Below are 17,312 nucleotides of genomic sequence, written 5' to 3'. Positions count from 1 at the left end.
ATGAGCACCGACGGGGTGGCCCCACCGCCCGCGCCGCCGAGCGACGCTGGCGGGTCGGCTGCAGCAGCTGCGGCCGGTCCGCCCGACACGCTGGCCACCAGCACCTATCAACTCCTGCGCGATCGCCTGCGCGGCGTGGCCGATCAGCTGCGCGAGGCGTCCGAGCGGCTCAACGCGCAGCGGGCCGAGGTGTTCGCCCCGGTGCCCCTGACGCTGGCCGAGCAGGAGCGGCTCCGTACCGAGCAGCCGAGCATCCCCCACGACATCGTGAGCGTCGGCGACCTCCTCCTGTTCGGATTCGACGCCGGCGCCGCGCTGGGCCGGACCCGCTCGGTCGCCGACGCCTTCTCGCTCTTCCGGGTGACCCATGACGGGGATTCGGACTGGGCGTTCACGCCGATCGGACCCGACGACCCGGCCTGGTTCCTCGACGACCCGACGTTCACCCGCGACGTCGGTGAGCTGTTCACGTACTACAGCGAAGCTCGCCTCGCCGGGCTTCAGCTGCGCAACGACCGGCTCCTCATGGTGTTCGCCGTCGGATCGGGGGCAGCCGACGTCCGGGTGTTGCGCTGGCAGGTGGAGAACGACGTTCCTCGCTACATCGATGCGTACGGCGACAACGATCTCGTCGTCGCCGACGCCTTCGACTTCATGTGGACCGAGGCCAGTCGGGAGCAGATCAACGAGGGCCGCTGGAGGCACTACGAGATCGGTGGCGCGCTCTACGTCGGGTTGGCGCCATCGCGTGCGGCGACCGGTGGCCACACGGTGGAGTTCCGGATCGACGACGTGGTCGCCGGCGGTCGGACGATCCACTCCGAGGGCCTGGCCGAGGAACAGGAGCTGGACGAGCTGGCGGTCGCCTACGCCGTGCTCGGCGACGTCATCCTGGTGCGGATCTCGCCGTATCGCGAGGACGCGGCGCGCTACTACGTCTTCAACCGGCTGACGCGCAACGTGACGCGTGCCGATGCCATCGGCCGCAACTGCCGCCAGCTGCCCGAGGGTCAGGGCGTCGTCTTCCCCGGCGGCTATCACCTGCAGAACGGCGAGACAAAGGTCTTCGCCACCGACGCGTCGGGCTACGAGTTCCACGACCTCGTTCGCAGCCCGAACGGCGAGGACATTCTCTACACGTACCACCGGCGGTCGAGCGGCGAGTACCTGCTGTGCGCGTACAACGTCGTCGCCCGGACGATGTCGTCGCCGATTGCCAGCCACGGCTACGCCGTCTTCGACGACGGCATGCTCGTCACGATCCGCGAGACGCCCGACCCGCAGCGCGTGCACGCGATCAGCGTGTACACGAGCCCGTTCTGCGACGTCGAGCACTACGCGCCGAACGTGGCCGGCGACAGCTTCTTCGGGCGGATCGGCAACGCCGAGCTGGTGGGCGTCCTCGGTGAGACCCTCTCACTCGCCCGCGACGCGGCGATGCCCGACTTCAACGCCGCGGTCTTCGAAGCGTTCGTGGCTCGGGCCACGACGCTGGTCGACACCCACCCGTGGGTGAACGCTCCCGAGGCGAACGGGATCGGCGGTCTGCTCGCCGACCTCCGCCGCACCGCCGGCGACGTGCTCGACGAGTTCGCCGCCGTGGTCGCGGCCAAGAAGGACGCGGCGGCCACGCTGGCGGCCGCCGTGCGCGTCGTCGACGACCTGTCGGCCGACGCCGAGCTCGACCTGCGGGACACGACGACCTACATCGAGCGTCTGGCCGATGCCCGCGGCGTGCTCGGCCAGCTCGCCGAGCTGACCGAGGTGCGCGAAATGGACCTCGAGGCCGTGGCAGCCGCCCGGCAGCGGGCCCAGGAGGTGCACGATCGACTCGCTGCCCGGGCGATCGACTTCCTCGGCAGCGACGACGCGCTGACCGGGCTGGGAGCCGAGCTCGACGAGGCCGAGCGACTCGGCGCCGAGGCGACGACCGCAGTGCAGGTGACCGAGCAAGCGGCCGTCGTCGACGGGATCGGCGAACGCGTGGTGCTGCTCACCGAGGTGGTCGGCGGGCTGGCGGTGGAGGACACGACGGTGAAGACCGGCGTCCTCACCCGGCTCTCCGACGTACTGGCCCGGCGCAACGGGGTCCGGGCGACGCTCGATGCCCGTGCCGCCGAACTGCGCGCCGCGGAGGGGGCTGCGGCGTTCCAGGCGGCGATGGCCGTGTTGTCGCAGCGGGCGCAGGCGTCGTTGACGGCCGCCGGCGACGCCGACGCATGTGACGCCGCGTTGACCTCGCTGCTGGCCGAGTTGGAGACGACCGAGCTGTCCTTCGGCGACGTCGACACGTTCGCCGCCGCGGTCGCCACCAAGCGGGACGAGTTGGTGACGGCGTTCACCCAGCGACGCGATCAGCTCGCCGGCGAGCGCACCCGCCACATCGACCGCCTCGTGGCGTCCGCCGAGCGGGTGCTCGACACGGTGGTCCACCGCGCGTCGGCCCAGTCGGACAAGGCGGCGGTCGAAGGCTTCTTCGCCGCCGATCCGTTGGTCGCCAAGGTCCGGTCGCTCATGGACGAGCTGCGAGCGATGGGGGAGTCCGGCCGCGCCTCGGAGCTGGACGTCGCCCTCAATCGCGCTCGCGATCAAGCGCGCCGAGCCGTCGTCGACCACGCCGAGCTCTTCGAGGAGGGGACGGTCAAGGTCGGGCGCTGGCGGTTCGGTCTCAACACCGAATCCTTCGAACTGCGCCTCGACACCACTGACGACGGGCGATTCCGCACGCGCCTCACGGGAACCGAGCTGTCGCTGCCCCTCGACCACCCCGAGCTGGCCGAGTTCGCCGACCTGGCGGGGCAGATCTATCCGTCGGAGCCGCCGGGACTGCCACGGGCGCTGTTCCTTGCCTTTGAGGCGCACGCCGCCGGGGTCCCTGCCGAGCAGATCGCGGCGTTCGCCGCCAGCCGCATCGAGGACGGGTACGAGCCGGGCGTCCACGATGCCGACGCGGCGACGATCCTGACCGCCCTGGCTCCGTGGTGGGGCCATCCGGCGCTCACCGTCCACGGTGTGGAGCGGGCCGTCGGCGCCGTCTGGCTGCGCGACCAGAAGCCGACCGTCCGTGACGATCTGTTGCGCCGGTTCCGGACCGTGGCGGCCTTGCAGGCCGAGGTCACCGACCAACAAGGCGGGCACGCCCTGGGAGCGATGGTGACCCGGTACGGGCCCGAGCTCCATGCGGTCGCTGCCGAGGCCGGCCTCGACGAGCGGTTCGACGTGGTGGCCGCGGTCGACGCCCTGGTCGACCACGCAACATCGGGCGAAGTGTCAGCCACCGGCGGCCAGGTCGCCGAACGCTTCCGGGCGTGGGCCGAACCGCGATCCATCGATCCCGCCGCGGTCGCCTTCGGCGACGTCGTCCGCTGGGTGCGTGACCACGCACCGCAGGCCCCGGCCTCGGTGGCGGCGGAGGCGGCGTGGCTGCTCCACGATCCGATGGTCACCGTCGTGGCGGGGGTGGCCGCCGAGGTGTCGATCTCCGGGTTGCTGAGCACGCATCCGATGATCTCGGGCGGGGTGCTCACGGTCGACGTCGGTCGGGCCCACACCGACTACCTCCGCTATCGCCGCGAAGGTGTGACCCGATTCCGGCGCTTCGCCGAGGTCCGGCAGCGCGTCCTCGCCGCCGAACGAGCCCGCCTCGAGATCGATCGGTTGCGGCCGAAGGTGCTCACCTCGTTCGTGCGCAACCGGCTCATCGACGAGGTCTACCTGCCGTTGATCGGCGACAACTTCGCCCGTCAGCTCGGCCTCAACGGCGCCGCCCAGGGCCTGCTGATGCTGATCTCACCGCCCGGCTACGGCAAGACGACGCTCATCGAGTACCTGGCCGACCTGATGGGCTTCGCCATGGTGAAGGTCAACGGGCCGGCGCTCGGCACGGGCGTCACGTCGCTCGATCCGCGGGCCGCGCCCGACGCCGCGTCCGCGGAGGAGCTCACCAAGCTCAACCGGGCGTTCGCCATGGGCAACAACGTCATCTGTTGTCTCGACGACATCCAGCACACGTCGCCCGAGCTGTTGCAGAAGTTCATCCCGCTGTGTGATGCAACCCGGCGCATCGAAGGCGTCCTCGACGGTCAGGCCCAGACGTTCTCGTTGTCGGGTCGCCGTTTCGTGATGGTGATGGCCGGCAACCCGTACACGTCGGCGGGCGCGACGTTCCGGATCCCCGACATGCTCGCCAACCGTGCCGACGTGCACAACCTCGGCGACGTGGCGAGTGGGGCGGGCGACGCGTTCGCGCAGAGCTACATCGAGAACTCGTGCGGAGTGAACGAGGTGGTCGCGCCGTTGCTGACGGCCGATCGGGGCGATCTCACGACCCTGCTGCGGGTCGCCGACGGTGAGCCGGTTCGCAGCGACGCGCTCAGCCGGTCGTATCCGGCGGGCGAGCTGACGGCGATCACCAAGACGCTCGGGCACATGGTGCGTATCCGCGACGTGTTGCTGAAGGTCAATGCCGCCTACATCGCGTCGGCCTCTGTCGACGACCATCTGCGCGGTGAACCGGCATTCCTCCTCCAGGGCTCGTACCGCAACATGGCGCGCATCGCGCAGCGGGTGGTCCCGGCGATGACCGCTGAAGAGGTCGACACGCTCGTCGCCGATCACTATCGGGGCGAGAGTCAGACGCTGGCGGCGGCGTCCGCATGGAATCTCGCCAAACTCGCCGAGGTGACCGGGAGCGCAGGCCCCGCGGAACTGGCCGAGATCGATCAGATGCGTCTGCGCTGGGGCGAGGCCAACATCGCCGGCGACCCGTTGGCGGCGATCGCCAGCGCCCTGCGCAACATCGAGCAGAAGCTCCGCCCGTGACGGGGTAACAGATGGTGCCAGGCACCATCTGTTACCCCCGGCGATCTCAGCGGCCGGCGATGTCGTGAGGTCCGCCCTTGGGGTAGCCGCGTGCTTCGCGGATGGCCGCGCCCCACGGCTCGAGGATCGAGAGGAGCTCGTCGAGGTCGTCACCGAGGTTGGCGATCATCCGCGAGCACGCCTCGTCGGTGCGGGCCTCGATCTGCTCTCGGAGCTCGCGGCCGGCGGGGGTGAGGTTGCCGTCGGCGACGAGCCCACGGGCCTCGAGTCGCTCCAAGCCGGCATCGAGCTCGGCCTCGCTCCACGCTCTGGACCGCACGTACGTCTTGAATGGGAGACCCCAGTACGGCTCGGTCAGCAAGCCGATCTCGACGGCGTCGAGACCGGTGGTCGACCACACCGCGACGTGGGCGTCCCCACGGAACTCCCGAAGACGATCGCCGTACCGCCACGCCGCGCCGAGCTCGGTCTCGGGCACCGGGCACGCCATCAACCCGGCGTACAGGGGACGACCCTCGACGCCCAGGCCATCGCCCGCCCGCTGCAGCAGCTCGGCGGCCCGCCCGGCGCCCTCCGGCTCGGCACCGAGGATCCGTTCCAGCTGTGCGACGCCGCCCATGGTGCGGGCCCGCTCGATGGTCGTCGCGTCCGTGAGCGACCACCCGTGGGCGACGCTGGGGACCACGGCGGCGGGGTTGAACACACCGAAGGCGGCGGCCACGATCTCGCCCGGCACCTGGCCCATCACCGACCCTCTGCTGGTGAAATAGGCGGGCCCGTCGGGCGCAGCGACGCCGTTGAACTCCCCGCGCGAGCCGTTGAAGCCGAGCGCCTCGTAGGCGGCGTGGGCTTCGGGGGAGAAGTACACCTGGGCGGTGAACGGCTCGATGGCACCGGCGAGCCGGATGGCTGGGGAGCGGGAACTCATGACCCGAGTAGATCAGTCCCGGACCGCCCGGGGAGAGCTGGACGTGTCGAGCGTCACGGCGTCGCCCCTTGACCTCAAGCGAACTTGAATTCGTACGGTCGGCCGTATGTCCCCCCGTACGTCCGACCGCAGCGATGCCATCGACCCCGCCGTCTACGCCCGCCGGTGGCAGATCCTGATCGTCCTCTGCCTGAGCCTCACCGTCGTGATGGTGGCCAACGGCAGCCTGAACGTCGCCCTCCCGATCCTCGCCGACAGCCTCGGCGCCTCGAGCAGCTCGCTGCAATGGATGGTCGACTCCTACGCCCTCGTCTTCGCCGGGATGCTGTTCGCCGCCGGCACGCTGGGCGACCGGTTCGGCCGCAAGCGCGCCCTGCAGTTCGGGCTCGTGCTGTTCCTCGGCGCAGCGCTCTTCGCCGTTCAGTCCGACACGGCCAATCAGATCATCGGGGCCCGCGCCGTGATGGGATTCGCCGCCGCCTTCGTGATGCCGTCCACGCTGTCGCTGCTCGCCAACGTCTTCCCAGCCGAGGAGCGGGGGCGGGCCATCGCCCTGTGGGCCGGCATCGCCGCCGGCGGGGCGGCGCTCGGTCCGCCGACGTCGGGGTTCCTCGTCGAGCACTTCTGGTGGGGATCGGTGTTCCTGGTGAACGTGCCGGTGCTCGTGATCGCGATCGTCGCCGGACGCATCCTGCTCCCCGAGTCCCGCGATCCCGACGGGCACCGGATCGACCTCCCGGGCGTGGCGTTGTCGATCGTCGGGATCGGTGCTCTCGTCTACGCCATCATCGAAGCGCCCGCGAAAGGCTGGCTGTCGGCTCACACGATGGTGGTAGCGACGGTGGCCGTCGTGGCGCTGCTGCTGTTCGCGGCACGGGAGCTGACCGCCCGGGAGCCGATGGTCGACTTCGAGCTGTTCCGCAACCGGGCCTTCAGCGGCGCGTCGTTCGGGATCGCCGTGAGCTACCTCGTGATGTTCGGGATGATGTTCCTCCTCACGCAGTACCTGCAGATGGTGCTCGGGTACTCGCCGTTCGGCGCCGGCCTGCTGATGCTGCCGATGTCGTTGACGATGATGGTGCTCGCCCCACAGGCCGCCAAGGTGGTGGCCCGTCACGGGGTGGCCAGGGTCGTGCCGGTGGGGATGAGCCTGGTCGCCGCCGGTCTCGTGGCCCTGTCGTTCCTCGACACCGATTCGCCCGGCCCGGCGGTGTACCTCGCGCTCGGCCCGATGATCGTGGGTCTGTCGTCGACCACACCGGCGTTGACGGCGACGATCATGTCCGCCGTGCCGAGGGAACGGGCCGGAGTCGGCTCGGCCATGAACGACACGACCCGCGAGCTGGGTGGGGCCCTCGGCGTCGCCGTGCTCGGTTCCCTCGTGACGACGCGCTTCCACCAAGGTGTGGCGGGTCCGCTCGAATCGCTGCCGCCGGCCACGGCCGCCGAGGTGGACAGCGGACTGGCCGGGGCGCTGCGCGCGGCCGACTCGCTGCCGGGCGAGGCGTCTCGTGAGCTGAGCCGGCAGGCCAGGGAGTCGTTCACGGCCGGCCTCGGCACCGCAGCCCTCGTCGCCGCCGGTCTGGTCGTTCTGGCCGCCCTGATCCTGCGGTCGGTGCTGGCAACGAAGGCTCCGCTCGCGGATCGCGACGCCGAGATCGTGGACGCCATCGAATGCGGCACCGAGCCCGAAGTCGTCGCCGTCGGCGGTCGGTGACCCCGGGGGGCCGATCGGGAATCAGCGGCCGTCGCCGAGTACCGTCGCACGACATGAGTGGACCCGCCATCATCGCCAAGATCACCGCCCAGCCCGGCAAGCGCGACGAGCTCGTCACCGCCCTCAAGGCGATGGTCGAGCACGTCAAGACCGAGGACGGGACGCTGCAGTACGTCCTGCACACCGACACCGGCGACGAGAACCTGGTGTGGTTCTACGAGCGCTACGAGTCGCAGGAGGCGCTGGCCGCCCACGGCTCCAGCGAGGCGATGAAGGCGCTCGGCGGCAGCGTGCGCGACCTCGCCGCCGCCCGCCCCGAACTGATCATCCTCGACGTCGTCGACGGCAAGGGTCTCTGAGACCGGTCGCCACGCGATGACCTACCTCGATCGGATCATCGAGCGTCACCGCGAGGTGGCCGCGGCCGACACCCGGTCGCTCGAGGATCTGGTCGCGTCAGCCGGGTCGTTGCCGCCGGCGCGGGACTTCGGTGCCGCGCTGTCGGCGTCGTCCGAGCTGGCGGTCATCGCCGAGATCAAGCGCCGCTCGCCGTCGAAGGGGGACCTGCACCGCCACCTCGACCCCGTCGCGATGGCCACCACCTACGCCGCGGGCGGCGCCGCGTGCCTCTCGGTGCTCACGGACGCCGAGTTCTTCGCCGGGTCGGTCGACGATCTCAAGGCGGCCCGGGCCGCCACGGCGCTGCCGGTCATCCGCAAGGACTTCACCGTCGATCCGCGCGACGTCGCCGACGCCCGCCTGATGGGGGCCGACGCCGTGCTTCTCATCGCCGCCGCCCTCGATGAGTTCGAGCTCGTCGAGTTCCACCAGCTGGCGACCGAGCTCGGGCTCACGGCGCTCGTCGAGGTGCACGACGAGCCGGAACTGGAGCTCGCCCTCGAGGCCGGTGCCACGGTCGTCGGCGTGAACCAGCGAGACCTCGTCACGTTCGAGGTCGACCACGCCCGGGCCGAGCGCGTCGGCCGGGCCATCCCCGACGGCGTCGTCAAGGTCGCCGAGTCCGGAATCCGGGACGCCGACGACGCCCGCCGGCTCGCCGAGGCGGGCTTCGACGCCCTCCTCGTCGGCGAAACGCTGGTCACCGCCACCGATCCGGCGGCCACCCTGGCGTCGCTACGCGTCGCTGCCGGCTGAGTGTCTGAGGTAACAGATGGTGTCAGGCACCATCTGTTACCTCACGGCTTGATTCGTGCCGCTAGGCGTCGGCGGAACGGAGGATGCCGGCGAGCTCGTCGAGCAGCGCCATCGCCCCGCTCGGTCCGAGGCCGAGGAACCACAACTCGTCGTCGACGGCGATTGCCTGCCCGTCGGCCACTGCGCCGAGCGTGCCCCACAGCGGGCCGTCGACCACCTCGCCCTCGTCGGTGGCGTCGGCCCCGCCGTAGCTCGAGTAGAACACCCAGTCGCCGTCGGCCTGGTCGATCTGCTCCGTCGAGATCTCGACCGCCAGCTCGTCGAAGTCCTGATTCGCCGGACGTGAGAGCCCGGCATCGGCGAGCACCACGCCGATGAACGAGAGGTTGCCGTAGAGCCGGATCTTGTCGGGCATGAAGCGCAGGATCGAGATCGTCGGATCACCGTCGACGAGGTCGCCGACCTCGGTCGCCCGAGCCTGATACGCGTTGAGGAGGTCGATCGCCTCGGTCTCCATGCCGAGCGCGTCGGCGACGAGGAGGAAGTTCTCCTTCCACGGGAAGCCGGGCCGGATGCTGAACACGGTCGGAGCGATCTCGGACAGGCCGGGGTACAGGTCGGCGGCACGGAGCTGGCTGCCGATGATCAGATCGGGCTCGAGGGCGGCGATCGCCTCGAGGTTGAGCGCGTTGATCGTGCCGACCTCGGCGACGTCGCTCACGTCGATCGGAAGGTACGCCGGTGCCTGCGGGGAACCCTCGGCGTAGGCGATCCCCACCGGCGTGACGCCGAGCGACACGACATCGTCGAGCTCACCGCCGTCGAGCACGACGACGCGCTCGGGGCGCTCGGTGAGCTCGGTCTCGCCCATCGCGTGCACGATCGTGCGCGGGTACTCACCCGGAGCCGCGTCGCTTCCCAGCTTGGCCGTCTCCTCGTCGGCCGTGGAGAAGTGCGCACCGCCGGTGGCCACGTCATCCTCTCCGTCGCCTCCCATCGCGGTCAGGCCGGCGCTACCGACGGCCACGGCGAGCGCGAGGCCGATCCGGGAGAGCCGTCGGCGAGTGGTCTGAGGGCCTGTGGCGCGAGGCATGGCGAGCAGTTAAGCACGCTGAACATCACTGGGCAAGAACCCATCATCGAGGCGGCGACGGAGGGAGCAGAACCGAACCCATCCGCGGCCCAGCCGACCCGGTACCGTACGCATCGCATGTTCGTGAAGATCTGCGGCATCACCACCGAGGACGACGCCCTGCTCGCCGTGGCCATGGGCGCCGACGCGCTGGGCTTCGTGTTCGCCCCGTCGACGCGCCAGGTGCCGGTGCAGCAGGTCTACGACATCACCCGCCGGCTGCCGCCGGAGATCCTCACGGTCGGCGTCTTCCGCGACGAGCTCCCCAAACGGGTCGTCGAGCTCGTCCACCGCTCTGGCGTGAAGGGGGCACAGCTGCACGGCAACGAGTCGGTCGAGGCGGTCGCCGAGGTCGCCAAGGCGGTGCCATTCGTCGTCAAGGCGTATCCGGCGGGATCGCCGCGCGTGGCCGAGGCGTCGAAGCTTGCCACCGACACCATCCTCCTCGACGGATCGACGCCAGGCTCGGGCCACCTGTTCGACTGGTCGCTCGTCGGCGAGGTCCCCGAGGGCATGCGACTGATCCTCGCCGGCGGCCTCGACCCCGACAACGTCGCCGACGCCGTCCAGACCGTCGAGCCGTGGGGCGTCGACGTCTCCACCGGCGTGGAGCAATCGCCGGGGAAGAAGGACGCGCTCAAGGTGAAGCGATTCGTCGAACGGGCACGAGCGGCCGCACGCGAGCCGTACGTAGCCGCCGGAGACCTCCCCTACGACTGGTCGTTCGACGAGTGAGCGCCTACAACATCGAGCCGGTCAATGGTCGGTTCGGGGAGTTCGGTGGCCGGTTCGTGCCCGAGTCCCTCGTGCCGGCGTGCGAGGAGTTGGAGGAGGCCTTCCGTGACGCGTGGGCCGATCCGTCGTTCCGCGCCGACCTCGACGGAATCCTGCGTGACTACGCCGGCCGTCCGTCGATCCTCACGGAATGTCACAACCTCGGGCGCGAGCTGGGGATCCGTCTGATCCTCAAGCGCGAGGATCTGAACCACACGGGATCGCACAAGATCAACAACGTCCTCGGCCAGGCGCTGCTCGCCAAGCGCATGGGCAAGCCGCGCTTCATCGCCGAGACCGGCGCCGGCCAGCACGGCGTGGCGTCGGCGACGGCCGCCGCGCTGATGGGCCTCGAGTGCAAGGTCTACATGGGCGCCGTCGACGTGCAGCGTCAGGAGCTCAACGTGTTCCGCATGCGCCTGCTGGGCGCCGAGGTGGAGGGTGTCGAGAGCGGCAGCCGGACGCTGAAGGACGCGGTCAACGAGGCGTTGCGCGACTGGGTCGCCAACGTCGAGTCGAGCTACTACTGCATCGGGTCGGTGATGGGCCCCCACCCGTACCCGTGGATGGTGCGTGAGTTCCACCGCGTCATCGGCGACGAAGCACGCGAGCAGACTCAGGTGCTGACCGGCGCCGATCCCGATGTCGTCGTCGCCTGCGTCGGCGGGGGCTCGAACGCGATGGGCATCTTCTCCGGGTTCGTCGACACGGCCGCCCGACTCGTCGGCGTCGAGCCGGCCGGGGGTGCGGCGGTGGGTCATGGTGTCCCCGGCGTCGTCCACGGCATGCGCAGCTATCTCATGCAGGACGAGTACGGCCAGGTGGAGGAGGCGCAGTCGATCTCCGCCGGCCTCGACTATCCAGGCGTCGGACCCGAGCACGCCTACCTCCACGCCACCGGACGCGCCGAGTACCCGCCGGTCACCGACGCCGCGGTCCTCGACGCCTTCGTCAAGCTCGCTCGAACCGAGGGCATCCTCGCCGCCTTTGAATCGGCCCACGCCATCGCCTGGGTCATCCGCGAGGCGAAGCAACTCGCCGGCCAGACGGTGCTCGTCAACCTGTCCGGTCGCGGTGACAAGGACGTCGCTCAGGCGCTCGAGATCCTCAAGGACACCGACGGATGACGGCGATCACGTTCACCGAGCGCTTCACCGCGGCGAAGGCGGCCGGTCGCAAGCTGCTCGTTCCCTACATCACCGGTGGCTATCCGGGCTGGGCCGACGCCGTGCGGGCGGCCGCGGCGAACGGGGCCGACGCGATCGAGCTCGGCATCCCGTTCTCCGATCCCGTCATGGACGGGCCGGTCATCCAGCAAGCGTCGCAAGTGGCGCTCGACGGCGGAGCGATCCCGCCGGCGATCATCGACGAGGCCGCGAAGCTCGACGTCGGCATCCCGCTCGGTGTGATGACGTACTACAACATCGTGCATCACGATGGCCATCGCCGATTCGCCGGCCGACTCGTCGCGGCGGGCATCAGTGGCTGCATCCTTCCCGATCTGCCCCTCGAGGAGTCACGCCCCTGGACCGAGTCGGCCGACCACGAGGGCGTCGAGACGATCATGCTCGCCGCGCCCACCGGGTCCGACGAGCGCCTGGCGCGCGTCGCCGAACGCGCTCGCGGCTTCGTGTACTCGGTCGGCCTGCTTGGGGTCACGGGGGAGCGAAGCGAGCTGGCGGCCACTGCCACGGCGACTGCGGCGCGTGTGATGCGGTTGACCGACAAGCCGGTGCTGGTGGGTGTCGGCGTGTCCAATGCCGAGCAGGCGCGTGAGGCGTGCGCCGTCGCCGACGGTGTCGTCCAGGGAGCGTCGGTGGTGCGTCGCTTGATGGAAGGCGGCCCGGACGCAGTCGGTGACTACGTCGCCGAGGTGCGAGCAGCGATCGACGCCGGCTGACCAGCTGTCTCGCCCGGCGTGGTGGGCCCTGATCGGAGGTCCCCGAGCGCCGGACCCAGTTCCGCGCCTACCATCGCCTCATCAGCACTGACGAGCTGGTCGTCACGACGACCGCGCCCCCTCCGCTCGACGCCGAGACCCGAGGACCGACGTTCGACGCGCCGCGCACGCGACTTTCGGTCGAGGTGGTCGGGTTGGTCGCCGTCGTCATCGCGTTCATGTCGATCGCCACGCTGTTCGCCCTCCAGCAGCCGCCGTTCTACGACGCCGACGAGAAGGCCCACCTCGCCTACGCCCACGAGATTGCCTCGTTCCACCTCCCGGAGATCGAGACGCTGGCCGATCCACCCGCCGATGCGGTGCAATGGCGAGCCGAGCTCGCGTCGGCCCAGGACGACCGGTACCGAGGCGTCTGGGTCGCCAATCACCCGCCGCTCCATTACATCGCCGCAGCGCCGCTGATCTGGCTGTCCGACGCCACGGGACGAGCCGATGGCGGACTGCTGTACCTGCGACTCCTCAGCGTCACGTTCGCCGCCGTCGGCATCGTCTTCATCTACCTGCTCGGCAAGGAGGTGGCGGGCAGTCGCCGCATCGGGCTGCTCGCCGCCACCATCGTCGCTCTCGTCCCGCAGTGCTACACGTACTTCTCCAGGGCCCTGAACGACGGCTTGGCCTTTGCCGCGGCGACGGGCCTCGTGTGGGCGGCCGTGCGATGTTCTCGACCTCTTCCTCGACGAGGGGATCTCGTGGCCCTGTCGGCATTGGTGGCCGTCGCGGCGGGAACTCGCGCGGCGACGATGCTGATGGCGATCGTCGTCGTCATCGTCGTGGCCGCCTATCACGCAGTACGGGGACCGGGAGACGGCCTCGATCGGGTCGCCGCCGCGGCGCGGGTGGGCACGATCGGACTCGGTCCGGCTGTCGCCCTCTGGGGATGGTTCTACGTCCGCAACATCGCGCTGTACGGCGACGTGGGTGCGTCGAGCTTCCTGCTCGAACGCTTCCGTCGAACCCGCCAGAACAGCGTGCTCGGCATGCTGACCGAGGGAAATGTCTGGAGTGAGCTGTACCGGCGCCTCGCGTCGACGGCGCCGCTCGATTGGGGGGTCCCGCGGTTCGCCACTGCCGTCGCCGTCCTGATGGCGCTCGCTGTTGTCGCCCTCGTTGCATCGGCCCTGCGGCGGCGGGATCGCCGGAAGCTGTTCACGGTCGGCCTGCTGCTGGCCGCCGTCGTCGCGGTGGTGCTGACCGTCGCGCAGCATCTCGCCGGAGGCGGCAGCCCGTACTCTCGCTACCTCTTTCCGGCCCTCGGTCCGGCCGCCGTGCTCGTCGCCGCCGGACTGGGCCGCCTGGCCAAGGGGGTGGTCGCCGTGGCCATGATCGTGGTGATGGGAGGCTGGTTGGCGACCCGCGTCCCGATCGGCGTGGATGCGACGGCACTCGAGCGGCCTCGCGATCGCGGGCTGCCGCCCGTGGCGCTGCAATCGCTCCCGGCGGGCGATGGGCCGCGGGTCGTGATCGCCGTGCTGGCGACCGCGTCGGCTGCGGTCGTCGTGGCAGCGCTCACCGCATCGGTCACCCTCGCCCTCGCCGGAGGCGCGGCGAGGTCGCGATCCTCGACGGAGCGGGGGGCGCGCCCGTAAACCGTGGTCACGAACGCCCGAGGGCTACGTCGCCGGCCGGGTGTGCGGGAGTAGATTCGACCCCTGCTATGACCACCGAGGCTGCCGAATCGTCCACCGTGCCGTCGGCCACCGAGCCCAGTTTCCTGCGGGTGGTGGGCGGTCGGGCGTTCGTCATCCTCGGCCTCTCGGCACTGGCGGTGGTCCAGCCGCTCCTCGACCTGTTCGGGAAGAATCCGGAGTTCTTCGTCGCCGGTGACTACAGCCGTGGGCAGATCGTCGCCTTCGCGCTCCTGATCGCGATCGTCCCGCCGCTCGTGGGTACGGCGATCGTCGCCATCGCCACGGCGATCAAGCCGAAGGCCGGCACGATCGCCTTCATGGCCGTTGCCGGCATCTTCGCTGCGGCGTTCGTTCTCGCCGTGCTCCGAACCGCCGGTCTCGAGGTGCTGGTTCCGGTGTTGCTGCTCGGCATCGCCGGCGCCGTGGCGGTGGTGTGGCTCGTCCAACGAACCACCGGCGGACGCCTGCTCGTGACGTACCTGGCCGCGGCGAACCTGCTGTTCGTGGGCATGTTCCTCTTCGCCAGCCCGGCTGCCGATCTCGTCCGGGGGGCATCGGCAGCCGACGTCGGGACGGTGTCGCTGGAGACACCGGCGGGCCCCGTCGTGGTGATCATCCTCGACGAGTTTCCGGCGGCGACGATCATGCGGGCGGACGGCACGATCAACGCCGAGCGCTATCCGGGGTTCGCCGCTTTGGCGTCGGTGAGCACGTGGTTCCGCAATGCGTCGAGCCAGTACAACCTGACCCACCAAGCCGTGCCATCGATCCTCGACGGGCATCTCGCCGAGGACGGAGCGTTGCCGGTGTATGCGGACTACCCGGAGAACCTGTTCACCCTGCTCGGTGCGGTCGTTCCCGTGTACCGGTACGAGTCGGTGACAGACATGTGCCCGGAGTCGGTGTGCGCTGCCGCCGAGGGCCAGTCGCTCGCTCAGGCGATCGAGGACGCCTCGATCGTGTACGGCCATCGCGTGCTGCCGGGGACGTTCCGCGACGAGCTGCCGGCGATCGACAACTCGTGGGGTGCCTACGGCGCACCCGCCGCCGCCGACGCCGCGCCGACATCGTCGGTGGACGACGCGCAGGCCGGCGAGTCCGGCGCGTCCGGCGATTCCGGAAGCCCGGGAGACGCCGGTGATGGCACCGAACCGCCGTCGTACATCAACCAGGCGTACTCGCGCTGGCGGGGCCTCGCCGCCGACGAGCGCAGCCCCGTGGGCCAGGCCGCCATCCTGCAGGCGGGCATCGATGCGATCACCGAGGAGCCGGCGCTGCACTTCTCGCACGTCGCCCTTCCGCATCGGCCGTGGGTGCTCACCGCCGACGGGCTCACGTCATCGTTCACCCCGACGCTGATCCGGGACGATGCCGACCCGGCGTTCGAGTTCGAGAACCGCATGGAGTACCAGTTCCACGCCTTGCAGGTGGGGGCGGCCGACACGTTGATGGTGCAACTCCTCGACCGGCTCCAGAGCCTGCCCAACTGGGAGGACACGCTCCTCGTCGTGACGTCCGATCACGGATCGAACCTCACACCGCCCGACCTGGGACGGATGCGGATCACCGACGCCAACGTCGACGAGGCGTTGCGCGTCCCGTTGTTCATCAAGGCGCCGGGCCAGACCGAGGGCGAGGTGCGCGACGATCCCGTCCAGAACCTCGACGTGCTGCCGTCGATCGTCGACCTGCTCGACGCCGAGGTCGACTGGGAGTTCGACGGACACTCGTTGTACGACGGCAGCGAGGCGACGATCGAGCCGCGGGTGTCGCCCGACGTCGACGCCGTCATCGACGTCGCCGCCCGACGCGCCGAGGAGTTCCCGCACGGCGACGACTGGGTCGCCCTGGCCGCCGTCGGTGACAACGGCGACCTGGTGGGGGAGGACGTCGACGCCCTCACGCTCGGCGATCCGAGCGAGATGTCCGTCAGCATCGACCAGGCCGATCAGTTCGCCTCGCTGCCCACCCCGCAGGGCCAGATCCCGCTCGGCCTGTCCGGCACCGTGGTGGCGTCGAGCGAGCCGCCCGAACTCGTCGTGGCGATCAACGGTCGCATCGCCGGCGTCATCGGTGGCTACTCGCCGTCGGGGGACGACTGGTCGTTCCTCGGGTTCGTCGCCGACCTCTACGCCGACGGTGCCAACGACGTCGTCGTCTACGAGGTCACCCGCGACCCCGACCCCACCCTCCACGAGGTCAGCCAGGGGTAACAGATGGTGCCAGGCACCATCTGTTACCCCTGCGACCGTCAGGCTGCGAGCTCTGCTGCGCGCTCCACGACTGCGACCACGCCAGGATGCTCGCTGAGTGCCCGCCGCATCCGGAGGGTCGCCATCGCTCGTGCCCGCGTCGATGTGAAGGTGAGGCGTCCGGCGAGTCGAGCGGCGGCTTCGGGTCCCGCTCGGTCGAGCATCGCGAGCAGGACGGTCCGGCGAACCTTGATTCCGGAGGGCTCGCCGTCGCCCAACTCGAGAATCGCGGTGTCGACGGCCCAGTCGACTGGGAATCCACTCACCGGGCCCTCGACGACGGATCGATAGCCCGCAGCATTCGTGAAGGGCTCGAGCAGCTCCGTCGTCGAGAGCCAGGGCGGTGCAGGCGCTTCGGTGACGTAGTAGCGATAGCTCGACCAGGGGTACTCATCGAGTGCTGGCTGTGGCCGGATGTCGAGCGGATTGCGGTGGATGTATCGACCGGCGTTGGCGAGGTACGCGTCACTGTCGATGAGTAGCGAACGAAAGCGGTCCCGGCAGATCGGGCCGTCTCGACCCAGGCGATCGTTGTGATGGCGGGCGTAGAGGGAGCCGACCCGATGCATGAACTTCGACAGCCCGCCATCTGGGCACGAGACGAGCAGGTGATAGTGGTTGGTCATCAGGCAGTACGCGAGGACATGCACGTGATGAAGTTCGGCTGCCTGCCCGATGAGGTCGAGGAAGCGACGGCCGTCGACCGCAGCGTGGAAGATCGTGCGATGTGCACCACCTCGGTTCATGACGTGATAGATGCCGCCGGGGTCGTCGGGTCGAAGTGCGCGTGGCATCCAATCAAGTGTGACGATGGGGTGTGACAACGCGTAACAGATGGTGCCTGCCTGCCCGCCAGCGGTGAGTGCAACACCTTGAGCCTTGGAGGTGTTGGTGATGGCACGGAGTCGTGTTCCTGATCGGGTTCGCCGGTTGATGGTGCTGACG

General features: G+C 69.9%; 12 protein-coding genes. 9 read left to right on the top strand and 3 right to left on the bottom strand.

Annotated elements, in window-relative coordinates; all coding sequences use genetic code 11:
• Nucleotides 1-4,821, top strand: coding sequence for a DNA repair ATPase (locus tag DN771_RS17565; protein ID WP_116998859.1), 4,821 nt, complete (start codon nt 1-3; stop codon nt 4,819-4,821).
• 46 nt (nt 4,822-4,867) lie between these two features.
• Here DN771_RS17565 and DN771_RS17560 read toward each other — a convergent pair whose 3' ends face one another.
• Nucleotides 4,868-5,749, bottom strand: a complete 882-nt coding sequence (locus DN771_RS17560; RefSeq protein ID WP_116998858.1) for an SCO6745 family protein — start codon at nt 5,747-5,749, stop codon at nt 4,868-4,870.
• A 106-nt stretch (nt 5,750-5,855) separates the two neighbouring features.
• On the opposite strand from DN771_RS17560, the gene DN771_RS17555 reads away from it, so the two are divergent.
• Genes DN771_RS17555 through trpC form a run of 3 tightly spaced genes read left to right on the top strand, consistent with a single transcriptional unit; the run spans nt 5,856 to nt 8,621 of the window.
• Nucleotides 5,856-7,466, top strand: a complete 1,611-nt coding sequence (locus DN771_RS17555; protein ID WP_116998857.1) for an MFS transporter — start codon at nt 5,856-5,858, stop codon at nt 7,464-7,466.
• A gap of 53 nt (nt 7,467-7,519) precedes the next feature.
• On the top strand, nt 7,520-7,825 hold the full coding sequence (locus tag DN771_RS17550) for a putative quinol monooxygenase (protein ID WP_162942071.1): 306 nt from the start codon (nt 7,520-7,522) through the stop codon (nt 7,823-7,825).
• A gap of 16 nt (nt 7,826-7,841) precedes the next feature.
• Nucleotides 7,842-8,621, top strand: a complete 780-nt coding sequence (gene trpC, locus DN771_RS17545; RefSeq protein WP_116998855.1) for an indole-3-glycerol phosphate synthase TrpC — start codon at nt 7,842-7,844, stop codon at nt 8,619-8,621.
• Nucleotides 8,622-8,682: 61 nt separating this feature from the next.
• Here the strand turns inward: trpC and DN771_RS17540 are convergent, their stop codons facing one another.
• Entirely contained in the window at nt 8,683-9,714 is a 1,032-nt protein-coding gene (locus DN771_RS17540; RefSeq protein ID WP_116998854.1) for an ABC transporter substrate-binding protein, read from the bottom strand.
• A gap of 117 nt (nt 9,715-9,831) precedes the next feature.
• On the opposite strand from DN771_RS17540, the gene DN771_RS17535 reads away from it, so the two are divergent.
• From DN771_RS17535 to DN771_RS17515, 5 genes are all read left to right on the top strand, one after another.
• Complete coding sequence (locus DN771_RS17535; protein WP_116998853.1) at nt 9,832-10,488, top strand: phosphoribosylanthranilate isomerase; 657 nt, start codon at nt 9,832-9,834, stop codon at nt 10,486-10,488.
• Nucleotides 10,485-11,654, top strand: coding sequence for a tryptophan synthase subunit beta (trpB, locus tag DN771_RS17530; protein WP_227462399.1), 1,170 nt, complete (start codon nt 10,485-10,487; stop codon nt 11,652-11,654). Before DN771_RS17535 ends, trpB begins: the two co-directional genes overlap by 4 nt.
• Nucleotides 11,651-12,427, top strand: coding sequence for a tryptophan synthase subunit alpha (gene trpA / locus DN771_RS17525; protein WP_116998852.1), 777 nt, complete (start codon nt 11,651-11,653; stop codon nt 12,425-12,427). The genes trpB and trpA overlap by 4 nt, the downstream gene beginning before the upstream one ends.
• A gap of 185 nt (nt 12,428-12,612) precedes the next feature.
• Nucleotides 12,613-14,073: a DUF2142 domain-containing protein gene (locus tag DN771_RS17520; RefSeq protein WP_116998851.1), complete on the top strand. Its 1,461-nt coding sequence runs from the start codon at nt 12,613-12,615 to the stop codon at nt 14,071-14,073.
• 68 nt (nt 14,074-14,141) lie between these two features.
• Nucleotides 14,142-16,328 carry a sulfatase-like hydrolase/transferase gene (locus DN771_RS17515; RefSeq protein ID WP_116998850.1) on the top strand — a complete coding sequence of 729 codons (2,187 nt, stop codon included), beginning with the start codon at nt 14,142-14,144 and terminating at the stop codon, nt 16,326-16,328.
• Between the two features lie 38 nt (nt 16,329-16,366).
• Here the strand turns inward: DN771_RS17515 and DN771_RS17510 are convergent, their stop codons facing one another.
• Complete coding sequence (locus DN771_RS17510) at nt 16,367-17,161, bottom strand: transposase (RefSeq protein ID WP_116998849.1); 795 nt, start codon at nt 17,159-17,161, stop codon at nt 16,367-16,369.
• Nucleotides 17,162-17,312 lie beyond the last annotated feature (151 nt).

Source organism: Desertimonas flava (assembly GCF_003426815.1).
GTDB classification, from domain to species: Bacteria; Actinomycetota; Acidimicrobiia; order Acidimicrobiales; family Ilumatobacteraceae; genus Desertimonas; species Desertimonas flava.
Note: the sequence above shows the minus strand (reverse complement) of the source record. Positions and strands in the feature narration are given on the sequence as shown.

Excerpts from the sequence above, each read along its gene's own strand:
- trpC (WP_116998855.1), top strand. The coding sequence starts at position 7,842 with ATGACCTACCTCGATCGGATCATCGAGCGTCACCGCGAGGTGGCCGCG.
- DN771_RS17565 (WP_116998859.1), top strand. The coding sequence starts at position 1 with ATGAGCACCGACGGGGTGGCCCCACCGCCCGCGCCGCCGAGCGACGCT.
- DN771_RS17540 (WP_116998854.1), bottom strand. The coding sequence starts at position 9,714 with ATGCCTCGCGCCACAGGCCCTCAGACCACTCGCCGACGGCTCTCCCGG.
- DN771_RS17550 (WP_162942071.1), top strand. The coding sequence starts at position 7,520 with ATGAGTGGACCCGCCATCATCGCCAAGATCACCGCCCAGCCCGGCAAG.
- DN771_RS17555 (WP_116998857.1), top strand. The coding sequence starts at position 5,856 with ATGTCCCCCCGTACGTCCGACCGCAGCGATGCCATCGACCCCGCCGTC.
- DN771_RS17535 (WP_116998853.1), top strand. The coding sequence starts at position 9,832 with ATGTTCGTGAAGATCTGCGGCATCACCACCGAGGACGACGCCCTGCTC.
- DN771_RS17560 (WP_116998858.1), bottom strand. The coding sequence starts at position 5,749 with ATGAGTTCCCGCTCCCCAGCCATCCGGCTCGCCGGTGCCATCGAGCCG.
- trpA (WP_116998852.1), top strand. The coding sequence starts at position 11,651 with ATGACGGCGATCACGTTCACCGAGCGCTTCACCGCGGCGAAGGCGGCC.
- DN771_RS17515 (WP_116998850.1), top strand. The coding sequence starts at position 14,142 with ATGACCACCGAGGCTGCCGAATCGTCCACCGTGCCGTCGGCCACCGAG.
- DN771_RS17510 (WP_116998849.1), bottom strand. The coding sequence starts at position 17,161 with ATGCCACGCGCACTTCGACCCGACGACCCCGGCGGCATCTATCACGTC.